Source organism: Shewanella canadensis (assembly GCF_003966225.1).
Taxonomy (GTDB): Bacteria; Pseudomonadota; Gammaproteobacteria; order Enterobacterales; family Shewanellaceae; genus Shewanella; species Shewanella canadensis.
This window is the reverse complement of the sequence record NZ_RXNU01000001.1, coordinates 84,522-108,334: the sequence shown is the minus strand read 5'-3', so window position 1 is coordinate 108,334 and position 23,813 is coordinate 84,522. Positions and strand designations below refer to the sequence as shown.

General features: G+C 45.7%; 23 protein-coding genes. 3 read left to right on the top strand and 20 right to left on the bottom strand.

Going from position 1 to position 23,813, the window contains the following annotated elements:
* Positions 1 to 46: 46 nt before the first annotated feature.
* On the bottom strand, positions 47 to 271 hold the full coding sequence (locus EKG38_RS00460) for a hypothetical protein (RefSeq protein ID WP_126517666.1): 225 nt from the start codon (positions 269 to 271) through the stop codon (positions 47 to 49).
* Positions 272 to 562: 291 nt separating this feature from the next.
* Here EKG38_RS00460 and EKG38_RS00455 point away from each other — a divergent pair, with 291 nt between their 5' ends.
* Positions 563 to 1,093 carry a GNAT family N-acetyltransferase gene (locus EKG38_RS00455; protein WP_126517664.1) on the top strand — a complete coding sequence of 177 codons (531 nt, stop codon included), beginning with the start codon at positions 563 to 565 and terminating at the stop codon, positions 1,091 to 1,093.
* Positions 1,094 to 1,133: 40 nt separating this feature from the next.
* Here EKG38_RS00455 and EKG38_RS00450 read toward each other — a convergent pair whose 3' ends face one another.
* Positions 1,134 to 2,114, bottom strand: a complete 981-nt coding sequence (locus EKG38_RS00450) for a chemotaxis protein (RefSeq protein WP_126517662.1) — start codon at positions 2,112 to 2,114, stop codon at positions 1,134 to 1,136.
* A gap of 286 nt (positions 2,115 to 2,400) precedes the next feature.
* Positions 2,401 to 2,904: a hypothetical protein gene (locus EKG38_RS00445; protein WP_126517660.1), complete on the bottom strand. Its 504-nt coding sequence runs from the start codon at positions 2,902 to 2,904 to the stop codon at positions 2,401 to 2,403.
* 203 nt (positions 2,905 to 3,107) lie between these two features.
* Here EKG38_RS00445 and ubiD point away from each other — a divergent pair, with 203 nt between their 5' ends.
* Positions 3,108 to 4,589: a 4-hydroxy-3-polyprenylbenzoate decarboxylase gene (ubiD, locus tag EKG38_RS00440; RefSeq protein WP_126517658.1), complete on the top strand. Its 1,482-nt coding sequence runs from the start codon at positions 3,108 to 3,110 to the stop codon at positions 4,587 to 4,589.
* 80 nt (positions 4,590 to 4,669) lie between these two features.
* Entirely contained in the window at positions 4,670 to 5,380 is a 711-nt protein-coding gene (gene fre, locus EKG38_RS00435; RefSeq protein WP_012140854.1) for an NAD(P)H-flavin reductase, read from the top strand.
* Between the two features lie 166 nt (positions 5,381 to 5,546).
* On the opposite strand, the gene EKG38_RS00430 is transcribed toward fre, so the two are convergent.
* From EKG38_RS00430 to nrfD (EKG38_RS00350), 17 genes are all read right to left on the bottom strand, one after another.
* Positions 5,547 to 6,830 carry a winged helix-turn-helix domain-containing protein gene (locus EKG38_RS00430; protein ID WP_126517656.1) on the bottom strand — a complete coding sequence of 428 codons (1,284 nt, stop codon included), beginning with the start codon at positions 6,828 to 6,830 and terminating at the stop codon, positions 5,547 to 5,549.
* Between the two features lie 279 nt (positions 6,831 to 7,109).
* Entirely contained in the window at positions 7,110 to 7,940 is an 831-nt protein-coding gene (locus EKG38_RS00425) for an ABC transporter permease (RefSeq protein ID WP_126517654.1), read from the bottom strand.
* Between the two features lies 1 nt (position 7,941).
* Positions 7,942 to 8,850, bottom strand: coding sequence for an ABC transporter ATP-binding protein (locus EKG38_RS00420; RefSeq protein ID WP_126517652.1), 909 nt, complete (start codon positions 8,848 to 8,850; stop codon positions 7,942 to 7,944).
* A gap of 26 nt (positions 8,851 to 8,876) precedes the next feature.
* The gene (gene nosD, locus EKG38_RS00415) at positions 8,877 to 10,166 is read right to left on the bottom strand and encodes a nitrous oxide reductase family maturation protein NosD (protein WP_126517650.1); all 1,290 of its coding nucleotides are present in this window, start codon (positions 10,164 to 10,166) and stop codon (positions 8,877 to 8,879) included.
* A 6-nt stretch (positions 10,167 to 10,172) separates the two neighbouring features.
* Positions 10,173 to 10,661 (bottom strand): nitrous oxide reductase accessory protein NosL, encoded by a 489-nt coding sequence (locus EKG38_RS00410; RefSeq protein WP_126517648.1) that lies wholly within the window; start codon positions 10,659 to 10,661, stop codon positions 10,173 to 10,175.
* 171 nt (positions 10,662 to 10,832) lie between these two features.
* Positions 10,833 to 11,780, bottom strand: a complete 948-nt coding sequence (gene nrfD / locus EKG38_RS00405) for an NrfD/PsrC family molybdoenzyme membrane anchor subunit (protein WP_126517646.1) — start codon at positions 11,778 to 11,780, stop codon at positions 10,833 to 10,835.
* Positions 11,781 to 11,782: 2 nt separating this feature from the next.
* Positions 11,783 to 12,493, bottom strand: a complete 711-nt coding sequence (locus tag EKG38_RS00400; RefSeq protein WP_126517644.1) for a 4Fe-4S dicluster domain-containing protein — start codon at positions 12,491 to 12,493, stop codon at positions 11,783 to 11,785.
* 63 nt (positions 12,494 to 12,556) lie between these two features.
* A complete protein-coding gene (locus EKG38_RS00395; protein ID WP_126517642.1) occupies positions 12,557 to 13,279 on the bottom strand; it encodes a tetratricopeptide repeat protein in 723 nt (240 codons plus the stop codon).
* A 60-nt stretch (positions 13,280 to 13,339) separates the two neighbouring features.
* Positions 13,340 to 14,125, bottom strand: a complete 786-nt coding sequence (locus EKG38_RS00390) for an FKBP-type peptidyl-prolyl cis-trans isomerase (RefSeq protein ID WP_126517640.1) — start codon at positions 14,123 to 14,125, stop codon at positions 13,340 to 13,342.
* Positions 14,126 to 14,187: 62 nt separating this feature from the next.
* Entirely contained in the window at positions 14,188 to 14,616 is a 429-nt protein-coding gene (locus EKG38_RS00385; RefSeq protein WP_012140844.1) for a rhodanese-like domain-containing protein, read from the bottom strand.
* A 77-nt stretch (positions 14,617 to 14,693) separates the two neighbouring features.
* A complete protein-coding gene (locus EKG38_RS00380; RefSeq protein WP_126518710.1) occupies positions 14,694 to 16,724 on the bottom strand; it encodes a multiheme c-type cytochrome in 2,031 nt (676 codons plus the stop codon).
* A 617-nt stretch (positions 16,725 to 17,341) separates the two neighbouring features.
* Complete coding sequence (locus EKG38_RS00375) at positions 17,342 to 18,625, bottom strand: winged helix-turn-helix domain-containing protein (RefSeq protein WP_126518708.1); 1,284 nt, start codon at positions 18,623 to 18,625, stop codon at positions 17,342 to 17,344.
* Between the two features lie 291 nt (positions 18,626 to 18,916).
* The gene (locus EKG38_RS00370; RefSeq protein WP_126517638.1) at positions 18,917 to 19,756 is read right to left on the bottom strand and encodes an ABC transporter permease; all 840 of its coding nucleotides are present in this window, start codon (positions 19,754 to 19,756) and stop codon (positions 18,917 to 18,919) included.
* Between the two features lie 12 nt (positions 19,757 to 19,768).
* Positions 19,769 to 20,677, bottom strand: a complete 909-nt coding sequence (locus EKG38_RS00365; protein ID WP_126517636.1) for an ABC transporter ATP-binding protein — start codon at positions 20,675 to 20,677, stop codon at positions 19,769 to 19,771.
* Between the two features lie 8 nt (positions 20,678 to 20,685).
* Complete coding sequence (gene nosD, locus EKG38_RS00360; protein WP_246033066.1) at positions 20,686 to 22,032, bottom strand: nitrous oxide reductase family maturation protein NosD; 1,347 nt, start codon at positions 22,030 to 22,032, stop codon at positions 20,686 to 20,688.
* A 17-nt stretch (positions 22,033 to 22,049) separates the two neighbouring features.
* On the bottom strand, positions 22,050 to 22,547 hold the full coding sequence (locus EKG38_RS00355; protein ID WP_126517634.1) for a nitrous oxide reductase accessory protein NosL: 498 nt from the start codon (positions 22,545 to 22,547) through the stop codon (positions 22,050 to 22,052).
* Positions 22,548 to 22,864: 317 nt separating this feature from the next.
* Positions 22,865 to 23,812 (bottom strand): NrfD/PsrC family molybdoenzyme membrane anchor subunit, encoded by a 948-nt coding sequence (gene nrfD / locus EKG38_RS00350; protein ID WP_126517633.1) that lies wholly within the window; start codon positions 23,810 to 23,812, stop codon positions 22,865 to 22,867.
* Position 23,813 lies beyond the last annotated feature (1 nt).

Here is a 23,813-nt window from a genome sequence, read left to right as displayed (position 1 = left end):
TCTTGGCTGTCTTGGGCAGCCAAACAATCAGATGAATCCAATAGGACTAATGCTCAACCTGTATCGCCAGTGGACAGCTCTGATTGGCAAAGAGGACTTTAAAATGAACTTGCTTCATGGTTCTATATTCACAGATAAGCATTGAACCTTCGGTTTCTGATTTTATCAGTTGTGCGGTAACGGCTGTTTGAGGGGATGCAAGAGCTGAGCTTGCCGAAAAAATAAGGCTACTGGCTAAAATAATAGATCTGTTCATCAATTTTTTTATCATTCACTCTTTCCTAAAGATCAGAGTTTTACAGTAATACTCTTCATATCACTCACTCTATCATCACGAGCTGAACCTCTACTTAACAACCACTTAGGTTATTACCTTCGAAATAAAGTCCCCAATGAAATCCCGAATGAAATCCCGAATGATTTCTGCAAGGCGGAGCACGCCTCGTTAACCTGACAGGCAATCGTGACTGGACGAATGCCACCAAAATAAAGTAAAAACTAATACAAGAGTGAATAAAAAAGCCAATACAAAAGCTAACCGAACAAAAAAGGTAGGAGTGACATGAGCCGAATAATTACCGAGACCGACCGCCTCATTATCAGAGAGTTTAATCTTAATGATGCCGCAGCCGTACTTCATTTCAATGCCCCGGAGGAGGTAAACCGTTACACGGGAGATGCCGGCATGTGCGAAAGCCTGCAGGATGCAGAAGCGATCATCCGCGATATCTGGTTAGTCGAGTATGACAAGTTTGGCTATGGCCGCTGGGCGGTGGTACTGAAAGAAACCGGCAAGGTGATCGGGTTTTGTGGATTCAAGAACGAAACTCGTATCGGGGCAGTCGATATCGGTTACCGCTTTCACCCAAAGCATTGGGGCAAGGGCTACGCGACGGAATCGAATATGGCATGTGTCGACTATGCCAGGAAAGAGATGAAGTTAGATCGGGTCGTCGGTGACGCCGTAGCCGAAAATCAAGCATCGATCAATGTACTACTCAAGTTGGGAATGAGCTTTGATAAGCAGTACCAAGAAGATCAATTTACCGTCAATAGTTATCAGATGTTCCTCAAGAGTGGACGTAGCACCTGATGACCGGTTTTCCTACATTGAGCACTCACAAAATTACAGTTTATTCAGCTAATACGTAGCCATCCATCATGCCGACCATGCGACCGATCTCAGGTTTAGTTATGGTGTCGTTCGCGCCGAGTTGCAACGCCTTACTGCGGTTATCTTCACTCATCAGTGACGAGAACATCACAATAGGCATCTCACCATAGGCACTCGTATCACGCAGGCGCTTCAGTAAGTGCATACCATCCATACGGGGCATCTCCACATCGGTAATGATGGCACTGACGAAATCATCAACCGAAGCTCCCTCATCGACGGCTAAACGCTCATATTCAAGTAACATCTCGAGGGCATCACCGCCATCTTTCGCTGTAATAATGTTGTACCCGGCCGATCTCAATGTATTTTCAATCATCTTACGGATAAACGCGGAATCATCGACAACCAGTATGGTCTTAGCTTCACGCTTAGCCAGCATGGTATCGTCGATAATGACACTCTTATCCTGCAGTACATCATATTTATCCATGCTCAATTCCGGATTGATATCTGCGATGATTTTCTCAAAATCCAACACCATGATCAGATGTCCCTCCCGCCTGACAACGGCGACGACACAATCCTGTTCGCCAGCCTCTAAAAACTGACTGGGGGATTCAACCTGCTCCCATGACACCCGGTGAATACTGCGAACACTATCGATTAAAAAACCATTAATCATCTTGTTAAAGTCGGTGACAATAACAACCTTATGAGTCAAGTCATCTTTCGTCGGGATCCCAAGCCACCCGGCCAGATCCACCAAAGGGATCAAAATATCTCTTAACGAGAATACCCCCACCATATGCGGCTGAGCATTTGGATAATCAGATGTGCTTGGCACCAGAATAACCTCACGCACCTTAGCCACATTAATCCCGTAATGACATACTTTAAAACCGCCATCGGGGAGTAATTTATGCAGATGAAACTCGATAATTTCGAGCTCGTTGGTACCACTCTCGGTAAGGATCTCAGATTTTTTCAAGTCATTCATAAACGGCACTCAGGCAAACACAAACAATGAAAATAGGGAGGGACAATTATGAGTATAGGAAAGAAATGACGCTTTATCTGTTCTCGATGTTCCTGGCTCCGCTCTCAGTAAGAGTTGTAGCCGGTAAGTGCGAACGAAAATAGCTCTCGAGGTGAGGAATGAGGAGTGAAGGTGAGAAGGAAACGACCAAAACCAGTATTCGGCTTTCGATAGTGACAGCATAGTCGATGTCCGGGAACCGACTACGCTGCTTTTAAGTAAGAAGGATAAACCTTGTCAGGGCGATCTATTTCAATTCTCGATAGGTCTCCGTGCTCCAATCAAACACATATTCGATCCCTTGCCACTCATAAACCGTTCGGCCATCTCTTTGAATGACCCGGGCATTTGCGGGCAGACTCTTCAGACCTGAGGCATATTGCACACTGGTGGTCACTCTCTGTGGTGGTGCTATGACCTTAGGCTCGGGGCGCTTATACTCTCGACGATCGTAGCGATAGGGATAGCCCCAATTGTTACGCCAATAGGGACGATAGCGGTTGTTCCAATAGGGTCTGTTCCAGTAGTAGCCGTGGTTATTCCAGTAAGGTGATCCAGTGCTTACTCCAACACCCCAACGCCAACCACTGTTGTAGTTTGAATAATTATGTCCCCAGCTACTGCTCCATGTAGGTTGAACCCACACATTGCTGCTCCAATTGAAGCGATCTGAGGCTTGTGCACCCAAACTAGAAAGAGACAACAAACCACATAAGATAACAGCCCGTCTAACACGAGATAATTGACTCATCTTGCCTCCCTCCAGCTTCACTTTTTCATCAGGGCCAAACTTAACAGTAATCCTATATTACTCCTCTTTACAGCAAGAAGTAATTTACCTCTATCTTATCTATTTATTGTCTCCTCATAAATCAACCTAAGCAGTTAAACATGCGTACTAAAAATGGTATAGTGCGCGCCATGTCACATTTTAATAGCAGCGAGTAATTCCACATGAGTTTTAAGGATTTACGCAGTTTTATAAGCCACCTGGAAGCGAATGGTGAACTTAAACGTATCAGCCATCCGGTCGATCCCCACCTTGAGATGACGGAGATCGCCGATCGTGTGCTGCGCACCAAGGGCCCGGCTCTGCTGTTTGAAAACCCGGTTGGCAACGAGATGCCAGTATTGGCAAACTTGTTTGGTACGCCGAAGCGCGTCGCCATGGCACTGGGAAAAGAAGATCCTCTCGCACTGCGAGAAGTCGGCGAGCTACTGGCATTCCTGAAGGAACCAGAGCCTCCACGCGGCTTTAAAGACGCTATATCTAAGATACCTATGTTCAAGCAAGCCTTGAATATGCCGCCGAAAACGGTGCGTAATCCCCCCTGTCAGCAAGTAATAAAAACCGGCACCGATGTCGATCTCACTAAGCTCCCCATCCAACACTGCTGGCCGGGCGATGTCGCTCCCCTTGTGACTTGGGGGCTGACAATCACTAAAGGTCCACGTCAGAAACGACAAAATTTGGGGATCTACCGTCAGCAACTGCTCGGTAAAGATAAACTGATCATGCGTTGGCTTGACCACCGTGGCGGCGCGCTCGATTTTAAAGATTTTAAAGAAAAATTCCCCGGCGAACGTTACCCGGTCGTAGTCGCACTCGGCGCAGATCCCGTGACGATCTTGGGGGCCGTGACTCCGGTACCCGACTCGATGAGCGAGTATGCCTTTGCCGGACTACTGAGGGGCGAGCGCACCGATGTATGCAAGGCCGTGAGCTGTGATCTGGAGGTTCCCGCCACCAGCGAGATCATCCTAGAGGGTTATATCGATCCCGAGGAGATGGCCGAAGAGGGTCCCTATGGCGATCATACCGGTTATTACAACGAGACAGATAAATTTCCTGTCTTCACCGTGACCCATATAACCCACAGAAAAGACGCTATCTACCATAGTACCTACACCGGCCGTCCACCTGATGAGCCAGCTATGTTGGGCGTGGCATTGAATGAAATCTTCGTGCCTATTTTGCGCAAGCAGTACCCTGAAATTATCGATTTCTATCTGCCACCAGAGGGCTGCTCTTACCGTATGGCGGTGATCTCGATACGTAAAGAGTACCCTGGGCACGCTAAGCGGGTGATGATGGGCGCCTGGTCTTTCTTGCGTCAGTTTATGTATACCAAGTTTATTGTGGTGGTCGATGAAGACGTTAACTGCCGTGACTGGAACGATGTTATCTGGGCCATTACCACACGTATGGATCCCAAACGCGATACCGTCATGATAGAAAACACTCCTATCGATTATCTCGACTTTGCTTCGCCTGTTGCGGGTCTGGGCTCAAAGATGGGGATGGATGCCACCAACAAGTGGGAAGGCGAAACCGATCGTGAATGGGGAACTCCAATCGTGATGGATGAGGCCGTAAAACAAAGAATTGATACTATCTGGGACGACTTGGGCATAGACGATGCCCCTACCCTATAATTTATAGTCTGCGATCTTAAACAAGATTAGCCAAAACGATTATTACAAGCCTCCACAGAGGGGCATTAAAAGGACGTTAGATGAAAACGATTCGCTGTAAGATAGAACAAGTCACCCCATTTAATGAGGCGGTTTATCAGATCATTCTGAAGCCTGAAACAGCTTTTGACTTTAAGGCTGGCCAGTATCTTTGCGTCGTTATGGATGAAAAAGACAAACGTCCATTCTCGATCGCTTCGGCACCCGATGCCGAACATATTGAGCTGCATATCGGAGCTGCTGTGAGTGAAAGCTACCCGATGCAGGTCGTAGATCGTATGCAAGAGTGCTTACAAAACAACGCCACTATTGAAGTTGAAGTACCTGGCGGTGATGCTCATCTGCGTCATGAAAGTCAACGCCCGCGCCTCATGATTGCAGGCGGTACCGGCTTCTCCTATATCAAGAGTATCGTTGAGCATCAGATAGCATTAGACCTGCAAGTGGAAACTACATTCTACTGGGGCTGTCGAACTCAGGATGCCATGTATTACGAGACCATCGCACGGGAATGGCATGATGCTCATCCATGGATGCATTTTGTACCTGTACTCGAGCAGGCCAATGATGATTGGAAGGGAAAACAAGCTAACCTTCTGGATCAGATAAGGACTGACTTTGTCAGCCTCAATGGCTATGACATCTATATCGCGGGTCGTTTCGATATGGTGGGAACGGCGCGGGAACTGTTCCGCACCATGGGACTGGAAGAAGATCACCTCTACGGCGATGCCTTCGCGTTTATAAAGTAAAGTTACGAGAGCGTTCGCTAGCTCACTACGAGTTACGAGAACGCTTCGCTACGAGAAAAGAGCAGCTGCTTTTTTCTCGTAGTGCATAGCCCAAACTCGCAGGCTCTTTTCAGCCGCTCTCGAACCTAAAATCTGGTGTCTTTCTTAGATTTTCCTAGGACCTTCTTTACAGCTTCACTTTATCATACTCATACCAGGCAACCAGATTGCCCAGAATAGGCACAATCCACACTGCTGTATCAGTATCCTTATAGACCCGATAGAAATAGAGGTCTTCTTCAACTATTTCATGCTTTCTTATTTCGCGATAAAAATGCATCGCAGATGAGCTCACCTTATCAGGTTTGATCAGCTCTTTCTGACCTACCTTGACATGAAAAACATCAACATCCAGGCCGTTAATCTTCTCTGCATACTGCTTAAACTTACCTTTTATCTTGTATTTAATCGGCGTAGTTGCACACTCTTCATCTGTGATACAAGCAGCGGAATAGAACTTACCAGAGTCTTCTCCCTCATAGATGAGCGACAGGCTGATATCGGATCTAACCAACATATTTCCCTGAACCGGATAGTAAACATCGGCGTGATAATGATGTTCAACAAAACCGCTGGTTCCCGGCTCATTATGAGGAATGATGACCCTGTTATAGCGGATCCTTTGTTCCATCTTTTTGGTTAATGCCGCAAAGTTTTTCATATTTAACCCGGCGGGAGTCGGGTCGATCGCTGTAATGTTGATCAACCCCTTACCGGAACAACTCTTGTCATCGGCATCCGGGCAAACGGCCATAGAGTAGTAATTACCATCGGTAAGCGCGAAACCATTAAACTTGTTCAAATGAGTTAAATGATTCACTTCCGGTGCTAAATGCTTCTGCCACATAGAGGGGTGCAGATGTGCGACATTATCTTTATACAACAACTGAACATCTTGCTTAACGCCTCCGATATTCAGTTCGATAGACTTATCCGAATTCCAGCTAGCCGTGTCTTGTACGACCCCATGGTAATCACTGAAATACCAAACAGACAAACCAATCATTAACGCTATGACTATGCCACTGAACTTAACCAGCAGCGATACATCTACGATAGCAGCACGTACAGACTCAGCATCGTTAACCGCAAGCATCTTAATATGAGAACGAGTGGACACATTCAACTGATAACCACGTCCGGCAATCGTTCTCAACATCACTTCAGGATAGGGTTCAAGCTTCTTTCTTAGGGTGCTGACGCACTGAGTTAAAGATGTTGCTGCAACCACGCGATCGGGCCAGCCTGCGGCGAGAAGATCTTCTTTGGTACAGACGGAGCTAGAAGAGAGTAATAGCAGATGTAAGACAGCAGACTCTGATACTGTCAATGTAACGGTCATATTATTAGCATGATCAACTAATTGCTTAGCTTCTTCATCTAACTCCAAATAAGGAGTAATTTTTAGCACCTTGAACCTCTATGAATCAATTAACATCAATGAGTTAGCAATGAACTTACTGATAGTTTACTTAATAAAATAATGGAAAAATGTGATTGTACTCCAAAATCGAATCAGATATAAAATATCAGGACGCCTACGCTCACATATATAGCATTTAATCGTTTACATAAAGACAACAAGCCAAGCCTGGAACTCATTTCACTCAAGGAAACATAACCTTTAGTAAAGCTCGGTTATAAAGCGTTTCAAGCCATTTTACATCTGTTAATCGAACGAAGTGAATCACTATAGCCGCCTACGTTTAAACACGAAATTGGCAACAAACATCAAACTTACGACCCACAAACCCATTACAAGATAAAGCGCAATTTTTCCCCAATCCGATGCAGATAATATAGCAAGGCTCCCCTTGTTCGCATCGGTACCGATAAGATTAATTGCGCGATACAGATCCGTAGGATTTAGTGCAATTAAGATATTAATAATATACTGATTAAAGAATGAAATATCGGCGACTAACAGCGTCAACAGCAAGAGGTCATAGATGAGGACGAACAGAAACCAAACAAACAGAACCGTCGCAACCGCCTTAGCTTTTTCTGTCGCTTTTAAGCTGACAATATAGCCCAATAAAATAAAAGTGATAGCGAGTAATATGCTGGTCAAAATAAACTGACTAAACTGACCTATTGTGGCGGCAACTTCATAGTTTTCACCGAATATAAGCAAGAGCACAGCTGTCAGTCCAAAAGCGAAACTGATAGTAAAGCTCATAATCACACTGTGCCCGATAAGCTTACCCGATAAAATTTGAAACCTGGACAGTGGATAGGAGAGTAATAACAGTAGAGTCCCGGACTCATCCTCCCCAATGAAGGCATCGTAACTGACTAACATTGCCGCTAAAGGAATAATAAATACAGAAATTGTAGATAGACTCGATATCAGGGCATCCAATTCCGGCAACGCCAATTGACCAACAACGGCACTACCTGCAAACGTAACACTAAGAGAGAGCAGCAAAAAAATAAGCGAGATAAAGGTTACCCATCGATTTCTCAGGCTATCCCGGATCTCTTTTTTAGCGATGACCAATACTGGTGAGTGAAATAACATATTAACTAACGACTCCAAGCTGAGAATACTTCTGCATATGAAAATGATAGATCTCGGCTAAGCCCGGCTCTTTCAGAGCAAAATCGAACAGACCACACTCGGCAGTTAAATATTGAACGACATCTTGCTTGCTCTCGCTATCCAGCAATAAAGCATTATCGGTATAAAGTGAGGCTAATCGCTCGCTGTCATTCACCAACGCAGCTAATGAGGGAGAGGTTAATCTTGTTTTTAACCGGCTCTCATATCTGAGTTCGCCGAGGTTCCCGGATGCCAGACACCGACCCTTACCTAAGATAAGGGCGGTGTCGATATTGTTTTCAATGAGTGATAATTCATGGGTACAGACAATAACAGCACAGCCAAGCCGCTTGAGCTCATCAATTTTTCCATAGATAAATTGAGAGGCGACGGGATCTAATCCGACGGTAGGCTCATCGAGCAGCAATAACTCAGGCTCACAGAGAATCGCCTGGGCAAAGCCTAACCTTTGCTTCATCCCTTTAGAGTATGTTTTTAATGCCCTGTCTTTGGCATAACCTAAACCAAACTCCTCTATTAATTCACAGACTCTGTTTTTTCCTACCCCCTTGAGCTCGGCGAAATAAGTTAAAATTTCCTGGCCGGTCAACTTATCATAGAAGCTCACATTTTCAGGAAGGTACCCCAACTTAATAGTCGAGCGATTGGTGTTTTTTCTGATATTTCGCCCTAAAATATTGATTTCGCCTTCGGTAGGGGTGATCAAACCGAGCAAGATCTTTATCAGGGTAGACTTACCAGCACCGTTATGACCGAGTAACGCCATCGTTTGCCCTTGGTTCATCTCGAAACTCACATCATCGAGCACGACACCAGTTCCAAAGTTGTGGCTGATATTTCTGGCAGAAACAGCAACGGCAGTATTCATCTTACCTCCTGAGTAACCTTCAACTTTCAATGAGAAACGCCAAACTCGAAATCGAATGGGGGAGTAAAATTAAGAAGAGGGTAGCTATCGATAATGCCGCTGGGCTCACCAATTTCAAACTGTCTCTGCACCCATCTAAGCACCATCACTATCGGACTTCCCATCAAGAAATTCGCTTCCGGGTAGAGCCAGAATAGCCTATCGATATTATCATTTGGGCGATACGAACTATTGCCAATACCATCAGAACTGTGATCCCATCCCAGATATCCACTCCAGTGGTTTCCACGTCCATCTTTACTCCACTCAAGTAGCTTATCGCCTACATATTTAACCTGACTGAAGTTATCGACAAACTGATTTTCATAGACAAGATTTCCTTCACCGCCCATGGCCATATAGAAACCGATATCGCAATGAGCAAAACGATTTCCGACGACCCGATTATCTCTGGCGCCATAGATGAAGATCCCCTTTCCCTCTTTACCCTGAATGGGATTCTCGGCAGGATTAAGGATCTTCTCGACTCGATTGCCCTCAATGACCGAATCTTGGCTCATATTAAGCAAGATACCAAAATCGACGGCATCCCAAACCTGATTGCTGTGTAGATGGATCTGCTTTGAACTCATCAGAGCATACCCACCATCGACACGATAACTTTGATTGTTGAAGGCTTCATCCATACTGGAGTACATATAGTGAATGCCATACTGTTGATCAAAAAATCGATTACCGGCTACCTTGCTGTGACTTCCAGACTCTATATAGACACCGTCTCTGACGTGAGAGATGACATTGCCCCACACTTCTGCCCCGACGACATGGTCAAGATGGATGCCATCGCCTCGATCTAGCTTAAATAGCGAAGCGTTGCCGGTGATGACATTGTCATTGATCTTGATTCGATTTAGCTCATCGGCTCTGATGCCGAAGCCATCGCCGGATAACCGGTTATTATTGATACTGACATCATCGCTGCCCTCTTCCACCAAGATCCCCGAGTCTCGCTCGTAGTGATCGTTTCCCCAGTGCTCTATGGTGAGCCCCGAGATCTCTACACCGGATGAATGGATGGTGATAGCACTTCCCTCTCCCAGTGCATCAATAGTGCTACCACCGCGGCTTGAAAGGGAGAGAGGCTTTTCTATGTTGAACCGGCCTTCATATAGACCAGGGTTGAGTATGATGTGATCGCCCGGATTGGCATGCTCTAACTCTAACCTAAGGCTTTCGGTATCGAATACTGTGGTACTTCCGGCTTGGGAGAGAGCGGAGAAGCCAAAAATAACAGCCAAAAGACTGATGCGAAACATAGGCGGTTACTCGCCGAGAAGTAGCTCGAGGGTGATCAGCTCATAGCCTAAAACAGCTCCCCCAAACTCTTTAGCAAATTGAACGGCCCCCTCTTCGGTGGCGAACGAGGCGACAGCAGGCCCCATCACTGCTTTTCTGCTGGTCCCATATACATACCAGGCCTGAGTCGCATCGATAAAGTGCTTATCATCCGGATGCGCCCAGTCGGTTGCCGACATATCATGGACCATAAGGTGGGTGATCTGACGTTGATTCTCCGCCTGAAGAGAGAAATTGAACATATCTCTGGTCGAACAAAACTTAGGTACTATCTCTTCACCTTTAAGGTGTAACTGCCCCTTAGGACCAGGGTATTTCTTTATCATCATGCCACACAGGTGACAGCGCTCATGCTCATGAATAGCTTCCGCCTGTATAGGCTCAATAACGGCATCACCTCGACTACATGCAAATAAAGATGGGATAACCAACAAGATGAGAATCAGCTTTTTCATACATTTTCCAATTCGATAAGAGGTGATGGAATAGCACTCAACGCCTTATCGATACCTTGCAGGGAAAAAACGATAAGGCGTGAGTCGGTATAGCAGTAATTGTTGACCAGGCTCCTAATACAACCCTTGCAGAGGGGCGTATCAGGAGTGAGGTTCAATTACAGTTGCACATTAAATCGCAAAGTTCTGACCCGCATAGATGATGAATAGTCGCAGGCACATCATACCTGTGACAGCACAGACACCTGATGCATAGAAGGCTTGCGCTGAGTGGCTAACACGCTTACTCGTTGCAAAGTTAAGTAGTAGTGGGCCACAAAATCCTACCCCTACAACCCCAAGCCAAAATACGCCGGCCCAGTCACCTATATGGAAAGCAGAGAACGCGCTTTGCATGCCAGCATTACCGGTAAACAGAGACATAGCTATCATAAAGATAAATAGGATCTCGGCTGCCATGATTGGCCATTCGGCCCCGTGTAGAAGCTTCATATCCTGGCTGTGCATCTCTTCCTTAAACATTGAAACAGCCAGCATTTTCGCACTTGCTGCACCGGCTGAAATACCAGACGCAATAAATAGCGCCGGCAGTACAGAGGTGTTAATGATAGGGAAGCGAATCAAAGCAGAGATCAAGAAGCCGGTATACGCACACACCGCCATAGCCAGAATCAGTACTGCAACCTCACATGGGCGACGCACTCCTTTTAGCTTCTCAATCACTGGCAGTAACATGCCCAATGCAGGGATCTTACGGATCTCATCTTCGAAAGCGAACAGGGTGATTAAGGCCACCAGCGGAATATACGCTGTCAGTGCAATAACACCTATCGACATCACTGAGTTAAGATTGTAGTAAACCAGTATCCGCCAGAAGAACAGTGGATTGGTCAGATCTAAAACCAGGCACAACATACCTAAGCTGATGGTCACAAACGAGATCAGTGCAGCCGCCTTATAAAAAGGTGTATTTTCCGTCTGGCCTTTATAGAAACGAATAAATATCGCTGTCGCTATCGCACCACCCGATATCCCTGCAAAAAACAGGTAAACCGCGATGGGCCAGGGCCAGGCGATACCATCGGACAGCCCCATAGTGAATTCCATTGAACCGTCCATATCTATACCCCCAGCTTAACAATAGGTATGTATCTAAGACTTGGCTCAGTACCAAATCCAGGCTTCATGCGCACAGAGTCTTTTACTCTTAGCAACTTACTGACATAGGATGTCGGATCCTTGATATCACCAAAGATCAATGCATCATAACGGCACTTTTGAACGCAGGCCGGAAGCTCGCCAATCGCCAGTTTGCTGTGTAGACAAAAATCACAATTATCGGCAACATCGGTCTCTTTGTTGATAAAGCGCGCATCATAGGGACAAGCACCGATACAGTATTTACAACCTGCACATTTGCTCGCATCCATAGTCACAATGCCGGTTTTATCATCTCTGTGGGCCGCACCAGTTGGGCATACGGTAACACAGGGGGCGTTTTGACACTGCTGACAGGAAACACGAACGAACTTACGTTCACAACCACATTCAGTTGTCTTACCACAGTGTGGACAAGGCTGCCCCTCCAGCCCACCAGAATGCTGCTCCAACAACAATCTGGACTTACCGACCGGTAAGTTGTTCGCTAAATTACAGGCCTCTTTACACTCACCACAGCCAGTACACTTATTTTGATCAAACACCATCGCATAATGGGGCTTGTTTGCATCTGACTCCTTCTCTTTGACCGAAGTGCACCCTAAGGGCGCTATTATCAAAGAGCTGGCTCCTAAGCACTTAAGGAACCTCCGTCTCTCTATGTTTTCACTCACAGCATCCTCCATCTATCAGCTATTCTGCTGATCTGTTTTATATTTATTTGGTTTAATGTGACTCTACTCAGATGCAGTCACTGAACGATTAGCTATTTTTTGCTCGGCTCGTAAAATTGCATTATTAATTGAGTCTCTATTAAAACTTTGGCTATCACTCTTGAGTAACAACTCCCACTGCTTAATGGCTTCTTCATCATTTCCATTAAGGTATCCGTGAGTCGCTAGCAGTAATCTGGACTGAAATTCATATTCATCGATGGCGAGTGCTCTGGCGATAACGAGATCGATATCGAGACTCATCGCCCGGTTATCACGGTAGTACATGGCATTGGCTTTCATGCCCAAAATACCGGCATCATCACCCGTTAACTGAAGTAATTCATCGAAGGTTTTCACTGAATCTGAATAAAGCCCACCATCGGCATAAGATTGAGCCAAATTTAATAATGCAATTTCATTGTTTGGTTGCTCATTAACTGTTTTTGCATTTTTATTGATATCTGCGGTGATCAGGTAATCAATATGTTCATCTACGTTCCCTTTATCCCAGTCACTGAAGTGACCCAGTTGCGAGTAAAGCGATACGCTCGAAAAAAGGAGCACTATGGATAGCAGCACAGGTATCTTTATATCTAAAGATGGTGTTATCACTTCGCTATCACATGCATTTGACTGCTTTGCAATATGAATGACCCCTTGATTGAGACACCGGAGATGATGTCGCCAAATCAGCGCTATAAAAGCACAAAGTGTTACCCCAATACCGATAGCAAGACTATTCATAGTGACTCTCTAAAAACGAATTAAACGTGTCGAATTTCTGTCTTTGAAATCCTGTTATTGTTAGTGGGCTTTGCCCATCATGCCTCCCATACCCATTCCGCTTAAGCCCATACCGTGAGAGTTCTCACCAGGCTCTTCGACTTTGACTAGCTCAACCTCAAAAACTAAGATGGAGCTAGGTGGGATAATGCCCACTTGTTTCTTGCCATAGGCAAGCTCAGACGGGATGGTGAACTTAAATGTTGACCCTTCTGGCATCAGAGTGATTCCCTCTTGCCAGCCTTCGATCACACTCATTAACGCAAAGCGGTTTGGCTCATCGCGTTCATAGGAGTTATCAAATTCGGTACCGTCGATTAACAGCCCCTTATAGTGAACCGTTACCACATCTTCAGGGTTCGCCTTACGCCCCTCTCCCATAGTGATGACTTCGTATTGCAGGCCAGATTCGGTGACCGTAACCTTGTCACTCTTCTTGTTACTGGCAAGGTATGCGCTACCCTCAGTCATGTTTTTAAGGGCGATGCGCGCATCTTCGGCCTCACGGGCTGCATTTAGCTGCTCGGCACGCTGATTGAGAAAGGTTAATATCTCTTCATCCGAATATTTCTGCTCCCCTTTGAGCGCATCGATCACGCCTTTTACCACTAAGTCGACATCGACCTCGGCACCTAACTGCGTTTGGCTATATATCTGGCTGGAAACATACTTACCCAGCGAAGCGCCTATGCTATAAGACTGTTGTTGCACATCTGAGGAGGTGTCGTCATCAGCGATGCTGTAACCAGATACAAACAGAGAGAGACCAGTGATCACAGCGAGTGAACTTTTAGTAAATTTTTTCATATCAATTTTCTCTTAATTTAGTCAAACATCTTTAATACTGAGCTTTACTGCACATCTATCTGTTATGGTTTTTCCGTCACTCGGTTTGCTAAACGCCACCCATATATTCCGTCATACATGTGTCGTACTCCGGTATACCCTAGCTTCATCACGGCTCTTGCCGCGATTTCACTGGCGTTACACAGACGATTGGCGCAGTAAAAAACCATCACGGTATCTTTATTCTCTGGAAGTAGTTTTTTCCAATCTTTAACGTTGAAATAGATAGCACCTGGAATATACCCTTCAGCCCAAAGCTCAAGCGTATTAACATCAAAAAAGTAGACACCCTCTTTACCCACCAATGTTTCGGCCTCTGTCATTGAGATCGGGTTTAACTGAACGTCTTGGTGGGGAGCCGGTGCCATATCCGAACCGCCTCCGGCAAAACAAGTTGCAGCGCTTAACAGTAAAGTGAGTGAAACAACTATTTGACCCAGTGCTTTCTTCATAATTAATTCTCTTGTTTACCCCGATACCTCAACCCTCTGAGATACCGGGATAGGTTTTGCTAATGAGTCAGCAAGCCTTATTTAGCCGCGTAACCCGTGCCGTCTAAGATGTTTTGCGCTTGTGTTACATAAGTAAGTGCAGCATCGAGACGCTTCTGGGTATAACGGAACCCGTGAACACCCCAAGAGCCATCTTTCTTAACCAGATTGACAGTCTCTTCTGCTTTTTCTGCAAGCATTAGAACCTGAGTCTTGTCTTCAACAGACAGCTTAGTGACTTCGAGTAGCTGGTCGATACGCTCAAGCGCTTGCTCAACCTTGGCATAAACCTCTTTAACAGGTGTTTGCATCTTCATTACTTCACCATAAATCTCTTTCTGGTCTTCGTAATGTAGGCCTACTTCAAGTTCAGACTGGAACTGGCTGTGACAACCTTTGTTCTCAACCACATCGTGGTCAGAGATAGCGGTACGTGCACAAGACCACATTAGATCCAGGTAGCTACGACCCTCTTCGTTCTTAGCAACGGTCCAACCTTTACCGCCATCAGGGCCCTGTGTACGAGGCTCACCTTCAGGTGGGTTAATTGTCTTACGCACCGGATCTACGTCAATCTTCCACATGTGTGACTTACGCACTGCATCGAAACCAGCTTGATCAGGGAACTGCATCGCCTTGAAGTTTTCGCAGCTACCCATGTTTGGCATGTGACAGCTTTGACACGTCTGTTCGCTGTGAGTGTCTGTGTTGCTGGCAATCAGCGTTTGAGCTTCATGACAGTCTTGACAGTCTTTCTTAAGCTTTGGCTTAGTGATGCCAGACATCCAAGTACCGTCAGTCACTTCGTGCGGATCGTGACAGGTAGTACAACGCATGCCCTTCTCATAGTGCTCAGAGTTATACATCTGAGAACCTTCGGTACCACAAGATGGACATAGTGACTTCATCTTCACACCAAATGCATACTCACCTTTCTCTTGAGCTTCTGGTGTATCCTGAAGAGTAGGATCGTACTGGAAGCGCTGGTGACAACGTTCACAGTTAGATTGCATGCCGCCAGTACCACCATCTAAGTGACCACCTGCGCCATGACACTCCTCACAAGCAATACCCTTACTGATGGTATGCTCTTGCAACTTCTTCGGGTCGCCTAGGGCATCGAAGTACTCTTGCTTGCTTTGGAAATCAAACTTAAAGGTATGACAAATTTCGCAATAAGAACTGGCAGGTTGGAAAAGCATAGCTTCACGGTATTTTGCACCGTATGAGCTCATCCCTTTCTGGTGTGAACCTGAAGCGCCGAAGGCTTCTAACGTTGTTGGGAAGGCTGGGATTACATCGTTAATCTTCTTAGCCACCTCAGGTGTTAGCCACTCAGCCCAACCACGAGAGAACTGGTTAGCACCTGCAACCATCTTACCTGTGCCATCTTTAAGTAGACCGCCTTCGATATGATAGGTACCACGTACCAGCCACGCATCGATAAAACCATACTTGGTACGTGGCGTACCAACGGTTGCATAGATAGCATCCGGTGTAACACCGTCTGGCAAGATAGAGGTATCTTTAGTGCCATACATGGTTTGCTCTAGGTCGTTGTCGACCTCAGGGTGCTCACCTGGGAAACGAATTGTTTTTGCATGACGCGAACGTTGCCACTTCTCATATTGAGTCGCATGACATTCGGCGCACTTTTCAGGACCAACGAAGTTGTTTGGATAATCTAAGATAGACTTGGCACCTAAGCGATACTGAACCGCGCGAGGCTTACCTACACCTTTACTGTATGAAGGGCTGTGTCCTGTATCGAGATACTCTTCACCACGATCACTGATGTGGTAATCACCGACTAGATTTCCTGACTCCTGGTATTTGAACATCGGGTGATTTTCGAAAAGGAAGTCGAACAACTCCTCCTCTTGGACAATATAATCTTGCAGCGTTTTTACGCCATTGATCCTCTCTGTTCCCTGGTAATTAGCAATCGACTCTTTAGCCGTTTTTCCCATTTGAGGTATGCTGTCATACTTTCCGGCAGCGTTCGCATTGGCAATGGCACCAAAACAAAACAGCACACTTAATGCTACCTTGTGTTTCCATCGTCTCATCATTCACTCCTACTTATCATTGTTTTATTTTTCATGTTTTTGGCATGCCTTTATAAACATGCTTTTTTGAATCTAACCGTTCACCGATTGACCTAAACAACTGAGCAACATCTATTTTCCATATAAAAAACAGTAAAAATTTGCTTCAAAGCACACTTAAAAAAACATCAGATTCAATCAGATATAAAACCAATATTTACAATTGAATTCAGTAGCTTAAACATTTCAAAAAATATCATTTTAGAAATAAAAATCGTTCTTTTAGTTCTGTTTAGGGTCAAAAGTTGATGAAGAAGCGAGCAAAATCTTGAGTGGGTCACAATAAGGTATTGAAGTGAGAGAGCCGGCAGAGTATTTGAGAAGGAGTAAAACTGGGTGGTGAATAATACCAATCGGTATAACCTGTCATGGGACGAGTACGCTAGCTGAGGAAGGAGTTTAAAGCTAGCCCTGCTTTGGTATGTAATCAGCCTCAGTGGCTTGTGAAGAGGCTGAGATGGCGGACATAACCGTCATACGGAAGGTATGTCGGGCTGTAAAAACGAAACGACCATATACAAAAAAGCCCGTAATTGATACGGGCTTCAGCTGGCCTAATGGGAACCATCCAATAGATATCAGATATCTACCTGGTCATATTTGTACCAGGCCGTAACCTGACCAAAGAGGGGCGTTATCCATACCGCGGTCTTATCATCCTGATATATGCGGAAGAAGTAGAGTTCTTCGTCCTTAATATCACGCTTTCTCAGATCACGATAAAAGGGGACCGCCGAAGCATTGAGTCGCTCGGGTTTAATCAAATCTTTCTGCTGTACGCTCACCTGAAAAGCATCAATTTTCAGATTATCGATTGTCTCACTGTATTGCTTAAACTTGCCCCTAATCTTGTACTTTATCGGCGTGGTCAGACAATCTTCGTCGGTAATACAGGTCGAGGAGTGAAACTCACCCGTAGTGTCCGAATCATAGATGAGAGACATGCTGATATCAGACCTGATCAGCAGCTCCCCTTTTACAGGAAAATAGACATCGGCATGATAGTGGTGCTCGATCAGGGCTCCGACGCCCTCTTCACTCTCAGGCAGCATGATACGGTTATAGCGTATCCTCTGCTCCATCTTTTTCGACAACTCTGCAAAATCTTTCATATTTAAACCGGCTGGCTCAGAGTCGACGGAGGTGATATTGATCAATCCATTTCCGGAGCACTGCTCTTTATCACTGCCCGGACAGATGGCCATTGAGTAATTTGTACCATCGGTCGCCACAAACGCATTGAAGCCCGGGTAGGAGGCGAGGTAATCACCATCAGAATCGAGATGCTTTTCCCACATGGATGGATGTAGGTGGGGAGCGCCATCTTTATAAAGCAGTTGCGCATCTCCGGTGATCCCACCAATTTTGAGCTCAACCCGCTTATCGGCGCTCCAAAGAGACAAGTTCTGACTTACCTTGTGATAATCACTAAAATACCAGACAAGTAGCACCAAAAATAACGCAAGCAGGATGCCCGAAACTTTTACCACCAGTGAGACATCGACAATAGCAGCTCGCATAGACTCGGCATCATTCACGGCCAACATTTTTACATGGGATTGTGTCGCTATATGCAGCTGATAACCACGACGCGCAACCGTTTTTAGTTGCACCTCTCTATAGGGATCGAGTTTCTTACGCAGCGTACTGATACACTGAGTTAACGATGTTGTAGCAACGACACGATCGGGCCAACCAGCACCGAGCAGCTCATCTTTAGAACAGACAGAGTTGGAAGAGAGCAGCAGACAATTCAGCACCGCAGACTCAGAGAAAGTCAGGCTGATATTCTTCCCATTTACATGATCAACTAAATGATTGGCTTCTGTATCTAACTCCAGATAAGGAGTGATTTTTAACACCATTAACCCCTACTAATTTTCTATGCTTATTGATTTATTTACCACTTTACCAACAGTGTAAATTTTACAAGTAAGCAGTAGGGGAGAATGTGATAATTCGCTCAAAATTTGTAGTGCTTTCGTCCGTATTTTAAGGTGATGTTCACATATTTAGGATTTAATGATATTCGAGGTTAAGAGCAGGTGAATATACTCAAAACTCGAATCGATAATTCCCCCAGTTAAATTCATATTTTTAATAGGTAATTGCAGTCATCCCATAGATTCCCCTCTGTCATCTCCCAAGAAAAATCAGAGGCGTTTACGCTTAAAAATACCATGGGAGATCCAACTTAACAGCACTACCCATAACAACATCAGGGCATACATTCCCGACAGTCCCCAGTCGGTCTGAGAGATCATTGCAAGACTCCCCCTCGCATCGCTCCCCTCGATAGCCATCAGGTTAATGGCCCGATAGAGATCCGTCGGACTCAATGCAATTAAGATATTCACGACATATTGATTAACAAAGGAGAGATCTGACACTAAAATAGTCAGTAATAACAGGTCATAGATAAGTACAAACAGAAACCACACCAAAAGCAGACAACCCACCGCCTTGGCCTTCTCTGTGCTTTTCAGGCTAACGATGTAGCTGAATAAAATAAAGGTCAAGGCCAATAAGTTGCTACTTAGCAGGAACTGAGCAAATGCACCTATTAATTCGGCAACTTGATATTGCTCGCCAATTAACAGAAGCAATATTGCAGTAAGCCCAAACGCAAAACTGGTTGCCAATAGCATGACAGTCATATGTCCGAGCAATTTCCCACAGAGGATCTGTAATCGGGTCAGAGGATAGGAGAGCAGCAGGAGCAAGGTACCAGACTCATCTTCACCGACAAAACTATCATAACTGAGTAAGATCGCCGCTAACGGGATGATAAATACCGATATGGTCGACAGGCTACTCATCAAGCTGGCAAGCTCAGGAAGGTAGAGGCTTCCGGTAACGGCACTGCCGGCAAAGGTCACACTCAAAGAGAGCAGCAGGAAGATGCTACCCATGAAACCTAACCAACGATTTCGGGAACTATCACAGATCTCTTTACTGGCGATAATCAATACAGGGGATGTAATTCTGTTCATATACACTCTTTATTACTGCGCAGGCAGGCCCAAAAGGGGATGCACCATCAAGTCATGGTAAATATCTTCCAGCTTTGGTTCATCTATGGTGAAGTCGAAGATCTGACATTGTGATACTAAGTACTTAATCATGTGTTGCTTTTGATCCGATTCGACCTGTAATCGGCCGTCGATAAAAAACCGCCTCAAGTAGTGGTCACGCTCCACCCATGAAGCCAGTTCGCCAAAATCGATCTTGGCCTTTAACGAACTTTCGGCACTCAACTCAGCACTCGTTCCCTGTGCGAGTCGTCTCCCCTTCGACATTATCAAGGCGCTATCCATATGAGACTCGACAAGGGACAATTCGTGAGTACTCACTACCACAGCGCACCCTTTGTTTTTCAACTGATTAATCTTTCCATAGAGAAATTGAGAAGCTTGAGGATCGAGCCCGACAGTGGGCTCATCGAGCAGTAGAATTCCAGGCTCTGATAATATGGCCTGTGCCACACCTAAGCGCTGCTTCATCCCTTTCGAGTAGGTCTTAAGCTGTCTGTCCTGAGCATAACCAAGCCCAAACTCATCGATAAGATCGGCGACACGCGTTGGACGAACCCGCTTAAGGGCTGCAAAGTAATTCAGCACCTCCCTACCGGTTAGCTTATTGTAAAAACTCACATCTTCCGGCAGATAGCCAAGATTGACTTTATGCTGGAGATGGGATGATTGGGCGCTCTTTCCCATAATTTTTACAGAACCTGAACTGGGAGCGATTAACCCGAGTATAACTTTGATTATACTGGATTTCCCTGCACCATTATGACCAAGCAGGGCCATAGTCTGCCCTGCTTCCACCTCAAAACTGACACCGTCCAGAGCTGTGAAATCATCATATTTGAGGACAATATCGGTCAGTTTTATCGGAACTTCACTCAACATAAAACACATTACTCCATATCGGCAGAGATCAGAGGAAAGCTATCTACAATGCCATTAGGTTCACCGAATTCAAATTGGCTCTGCACCCATCGAAGCAGAGCCACCACTGGGCTATTCATTAAGAAACGAGCCTCAGGATAGAGCCAAAAAAGTTTATCTAAGCCATCATTGGGTCGATAGGGGTTATCGGCTATGCCATCCCTGTTACTGTCCCAGCCCATATAACCACTCCAGTAGTTACCTCTGCTGTCACGGCTCCACTCCAATAGTTGCTCACCCACATATTTAACTTGGGTTCTGTTATTCACAAATTGATTGCCATAGACGAGATTGCCCTCACCTCCCATTGCCATATAGATACCTATATCACTGGTCGCAAAGAGGTTATTCTTGATTTCATTATCTAAGGCACCATAAACAAAGATCCCTTTACCTTCATTGCCAAGCTCTACTTTTCCTTGAGGGTTATGTGCATCCGATACCCGATTTGAGGAAACTACCGAGTTGTGAGTCATGTTGAGTAGCACCCCGAACTCTTTAGCCCGGCTGACACGATTGTGATATAGATTGATCTCTTCCGAACTCATCAGGGCGTAGCCGCCATCGACATCTACCGCCTCATTGCCATAGGCCTCATCACGCTTGGAATACATATAATGAATACCGTATTGCTGCTCGGAAAATTGATTATCAAATATCAGGCTATGTTTGCCAGCCTCGATATAAACCCCATCTCTGACATGGAAGATTTTATTGCCTTCTATCACCGGCGACTCAACCCTCTTTAGATAGATACCATCGCCTCTGTCTAGTTTATGACGCTCGGGGTCGCCGGAAATAATATTGTCAGAGACCGTAATATTCGCCGAATTTTCGGCACAAACACCGAAACCGCGACCAGTTAAGCGATTCGATTCAATCTTGGTTCGATGAACGAGATCCTGAATCAAGATACCGGAGTTTCGTTCGTAAAGATCCCCACCCCAGTTCTGGATCTCAAGATTAGAAATCGTCACATCGGAAACAAATATGGTAATGGCGCTGCCCAGGCCCTGAGCATCGATGACAGCACCCTTCTCGCCCGTTAATGTGATCCCATGGTGGATCTCAAACTGCCCGGAATATATTCCGGCACGCAGTAAAATTGAGTCTCCCAGGCGGGACTGAGCCAGCTGTGCCTTAAGCCCCTCAGAGTCGCTAACGCTATAGGTCGCCGCGAAGCTCACCGAAGAGAAGAGGAGAGCTGACAGCATAAACAGGCATAAAGTCACAAGCGCAAACATGAGTTTGAAGCCGTGACAGTGACACCTATGTCTGAGCATTTGACGAAGGAGGGCGTTTTTCACAAAAGTCATCATCGAATTATTAACTGTTATTCGCCGGATAGCAGGGCAAGATCGACCTGCTCGAACGGCAGAACGGCACCGCCAAACTCCCGGGCAAATTTCACCGCCTGAGACTGACGCTTAAAGCTGGCGACGGCAGGTCCCATGACCGCTTTTTTACTGGTACCGTATACATACCAGGCCGTTTTGGCATCGATAAAGGCATCATCACCAGGCAGCTCCCAATCCGTCGCCCCCATATCATGGACAAATAGCGCAGAAATTTGGCGTTTGTTTTCGGCCTGCAGTGAGAAATTAAACATATCTCGGGTAGAGCAGAACTTAGGCACAACCGATTGTCCTTTCAGATGAACCTGCCCCTTTGGGCCCGGATATTTAGTGATCATCATCCCGCACAGGTGACATCGTTCATGCTTTTCAATTGCCTCAGCTTTAGCTTGTGGTACATCCGTAGCGCCTTGAGTACAAGCCTGAAGCAGAGGAAGCAGAGGAAGCAGGAATAATAAACAGATCATCTTTTTCATATTTTCTCCAATGATGCTTTCAGGCCAAGCTCCAGTTGTAACCTTGCAGGGGCGATTCAACAGGAGCCGGCTTACTCACAGCTAGTTTAATTCAATCAATAATGGCTAATGCAAACAGAGTTAACCACATCGATGCATACGCTTAGGGGGATGCACACCGATGACAAATTCACTATTATTTCCAATTAAAATTGACCAGCAAAACACCATAGCTTTGCTTTCGCCCTATTCCCTATATGACTATGCAGAAGACACACATAGAGGAAAAGGACTACTCACTAAAAATGGCTACGCACTTGGCTCAAACCCTTAACAAACTAGATGCCATGGTTTTGACCGGCGTAAATGATAAACAGACGCAGACACATCATGCCGACAACTGCACACATACCAGACATATAAAGTGCCTTAGCCGAATGGCTAAATGCTTTACTTGTAGCAAAGTTCAAGAGCAGTGGGCCGACAAAGCCGATTCCGACAATGCCAATCCAGAAGACACTCGCCCAAGTACCACTATGGAAAGCCGTAAAGGCACTCTGCATACCGGCATTACCTGTAAACAGAGACATAGCAAGCATAAAGATAAATAGGATTTCGGCTGCCATAATTGGCCACTCAATACCATGTAAAACCTTCATATCACTGCTGTGTAGATCCTCTTTAAACAGGCCAACAGCCAACATTTTTGCCGCCGCAGCACCGGCAGATAGTCCCGATGCAACGAACAGTGCCGGCAATACCGAGGTGTTGATAATCGGGAAGCGGATCAGAGCCGAGATCAAGAAGCCGGTATAGGCACACACTGACAAGGCTAGCAGCAGTACCACTTTCTCTGACGGGGCACGTATTCCACGCAACTTAGCGATGACAGGCAACAGGAAGCACAACGCTGGAAACTTCCTGATCTCATCTTCGAGTGCAAACAGCGTCACCAGGGCAACTAAGGGTATATAAGCCGATAACGCAATCACACCAATAGACATGACAGAGTTTAGGTTATAGAAGACAAGTATTCGCCAGAAAAACAGCGGGTTAGTCAAATCCAATACCAGACATAACATCCCGAGTGATATCGTTACCAGCGACATTAAGGATGCCGCTTTTAGAAATGCTGTATTCTCAGTTTGCTGCTTATAGAATCGGATAAATAGTGCAACAGAGAGTGCACCACCAGAGATCCCGGCAAAAAACAGGTAAACAGCAATCGGCCAAGGCCAGGCGATCCCTTGAGATAGCCCCATGGTAAATTCAATACTACCGTCCATT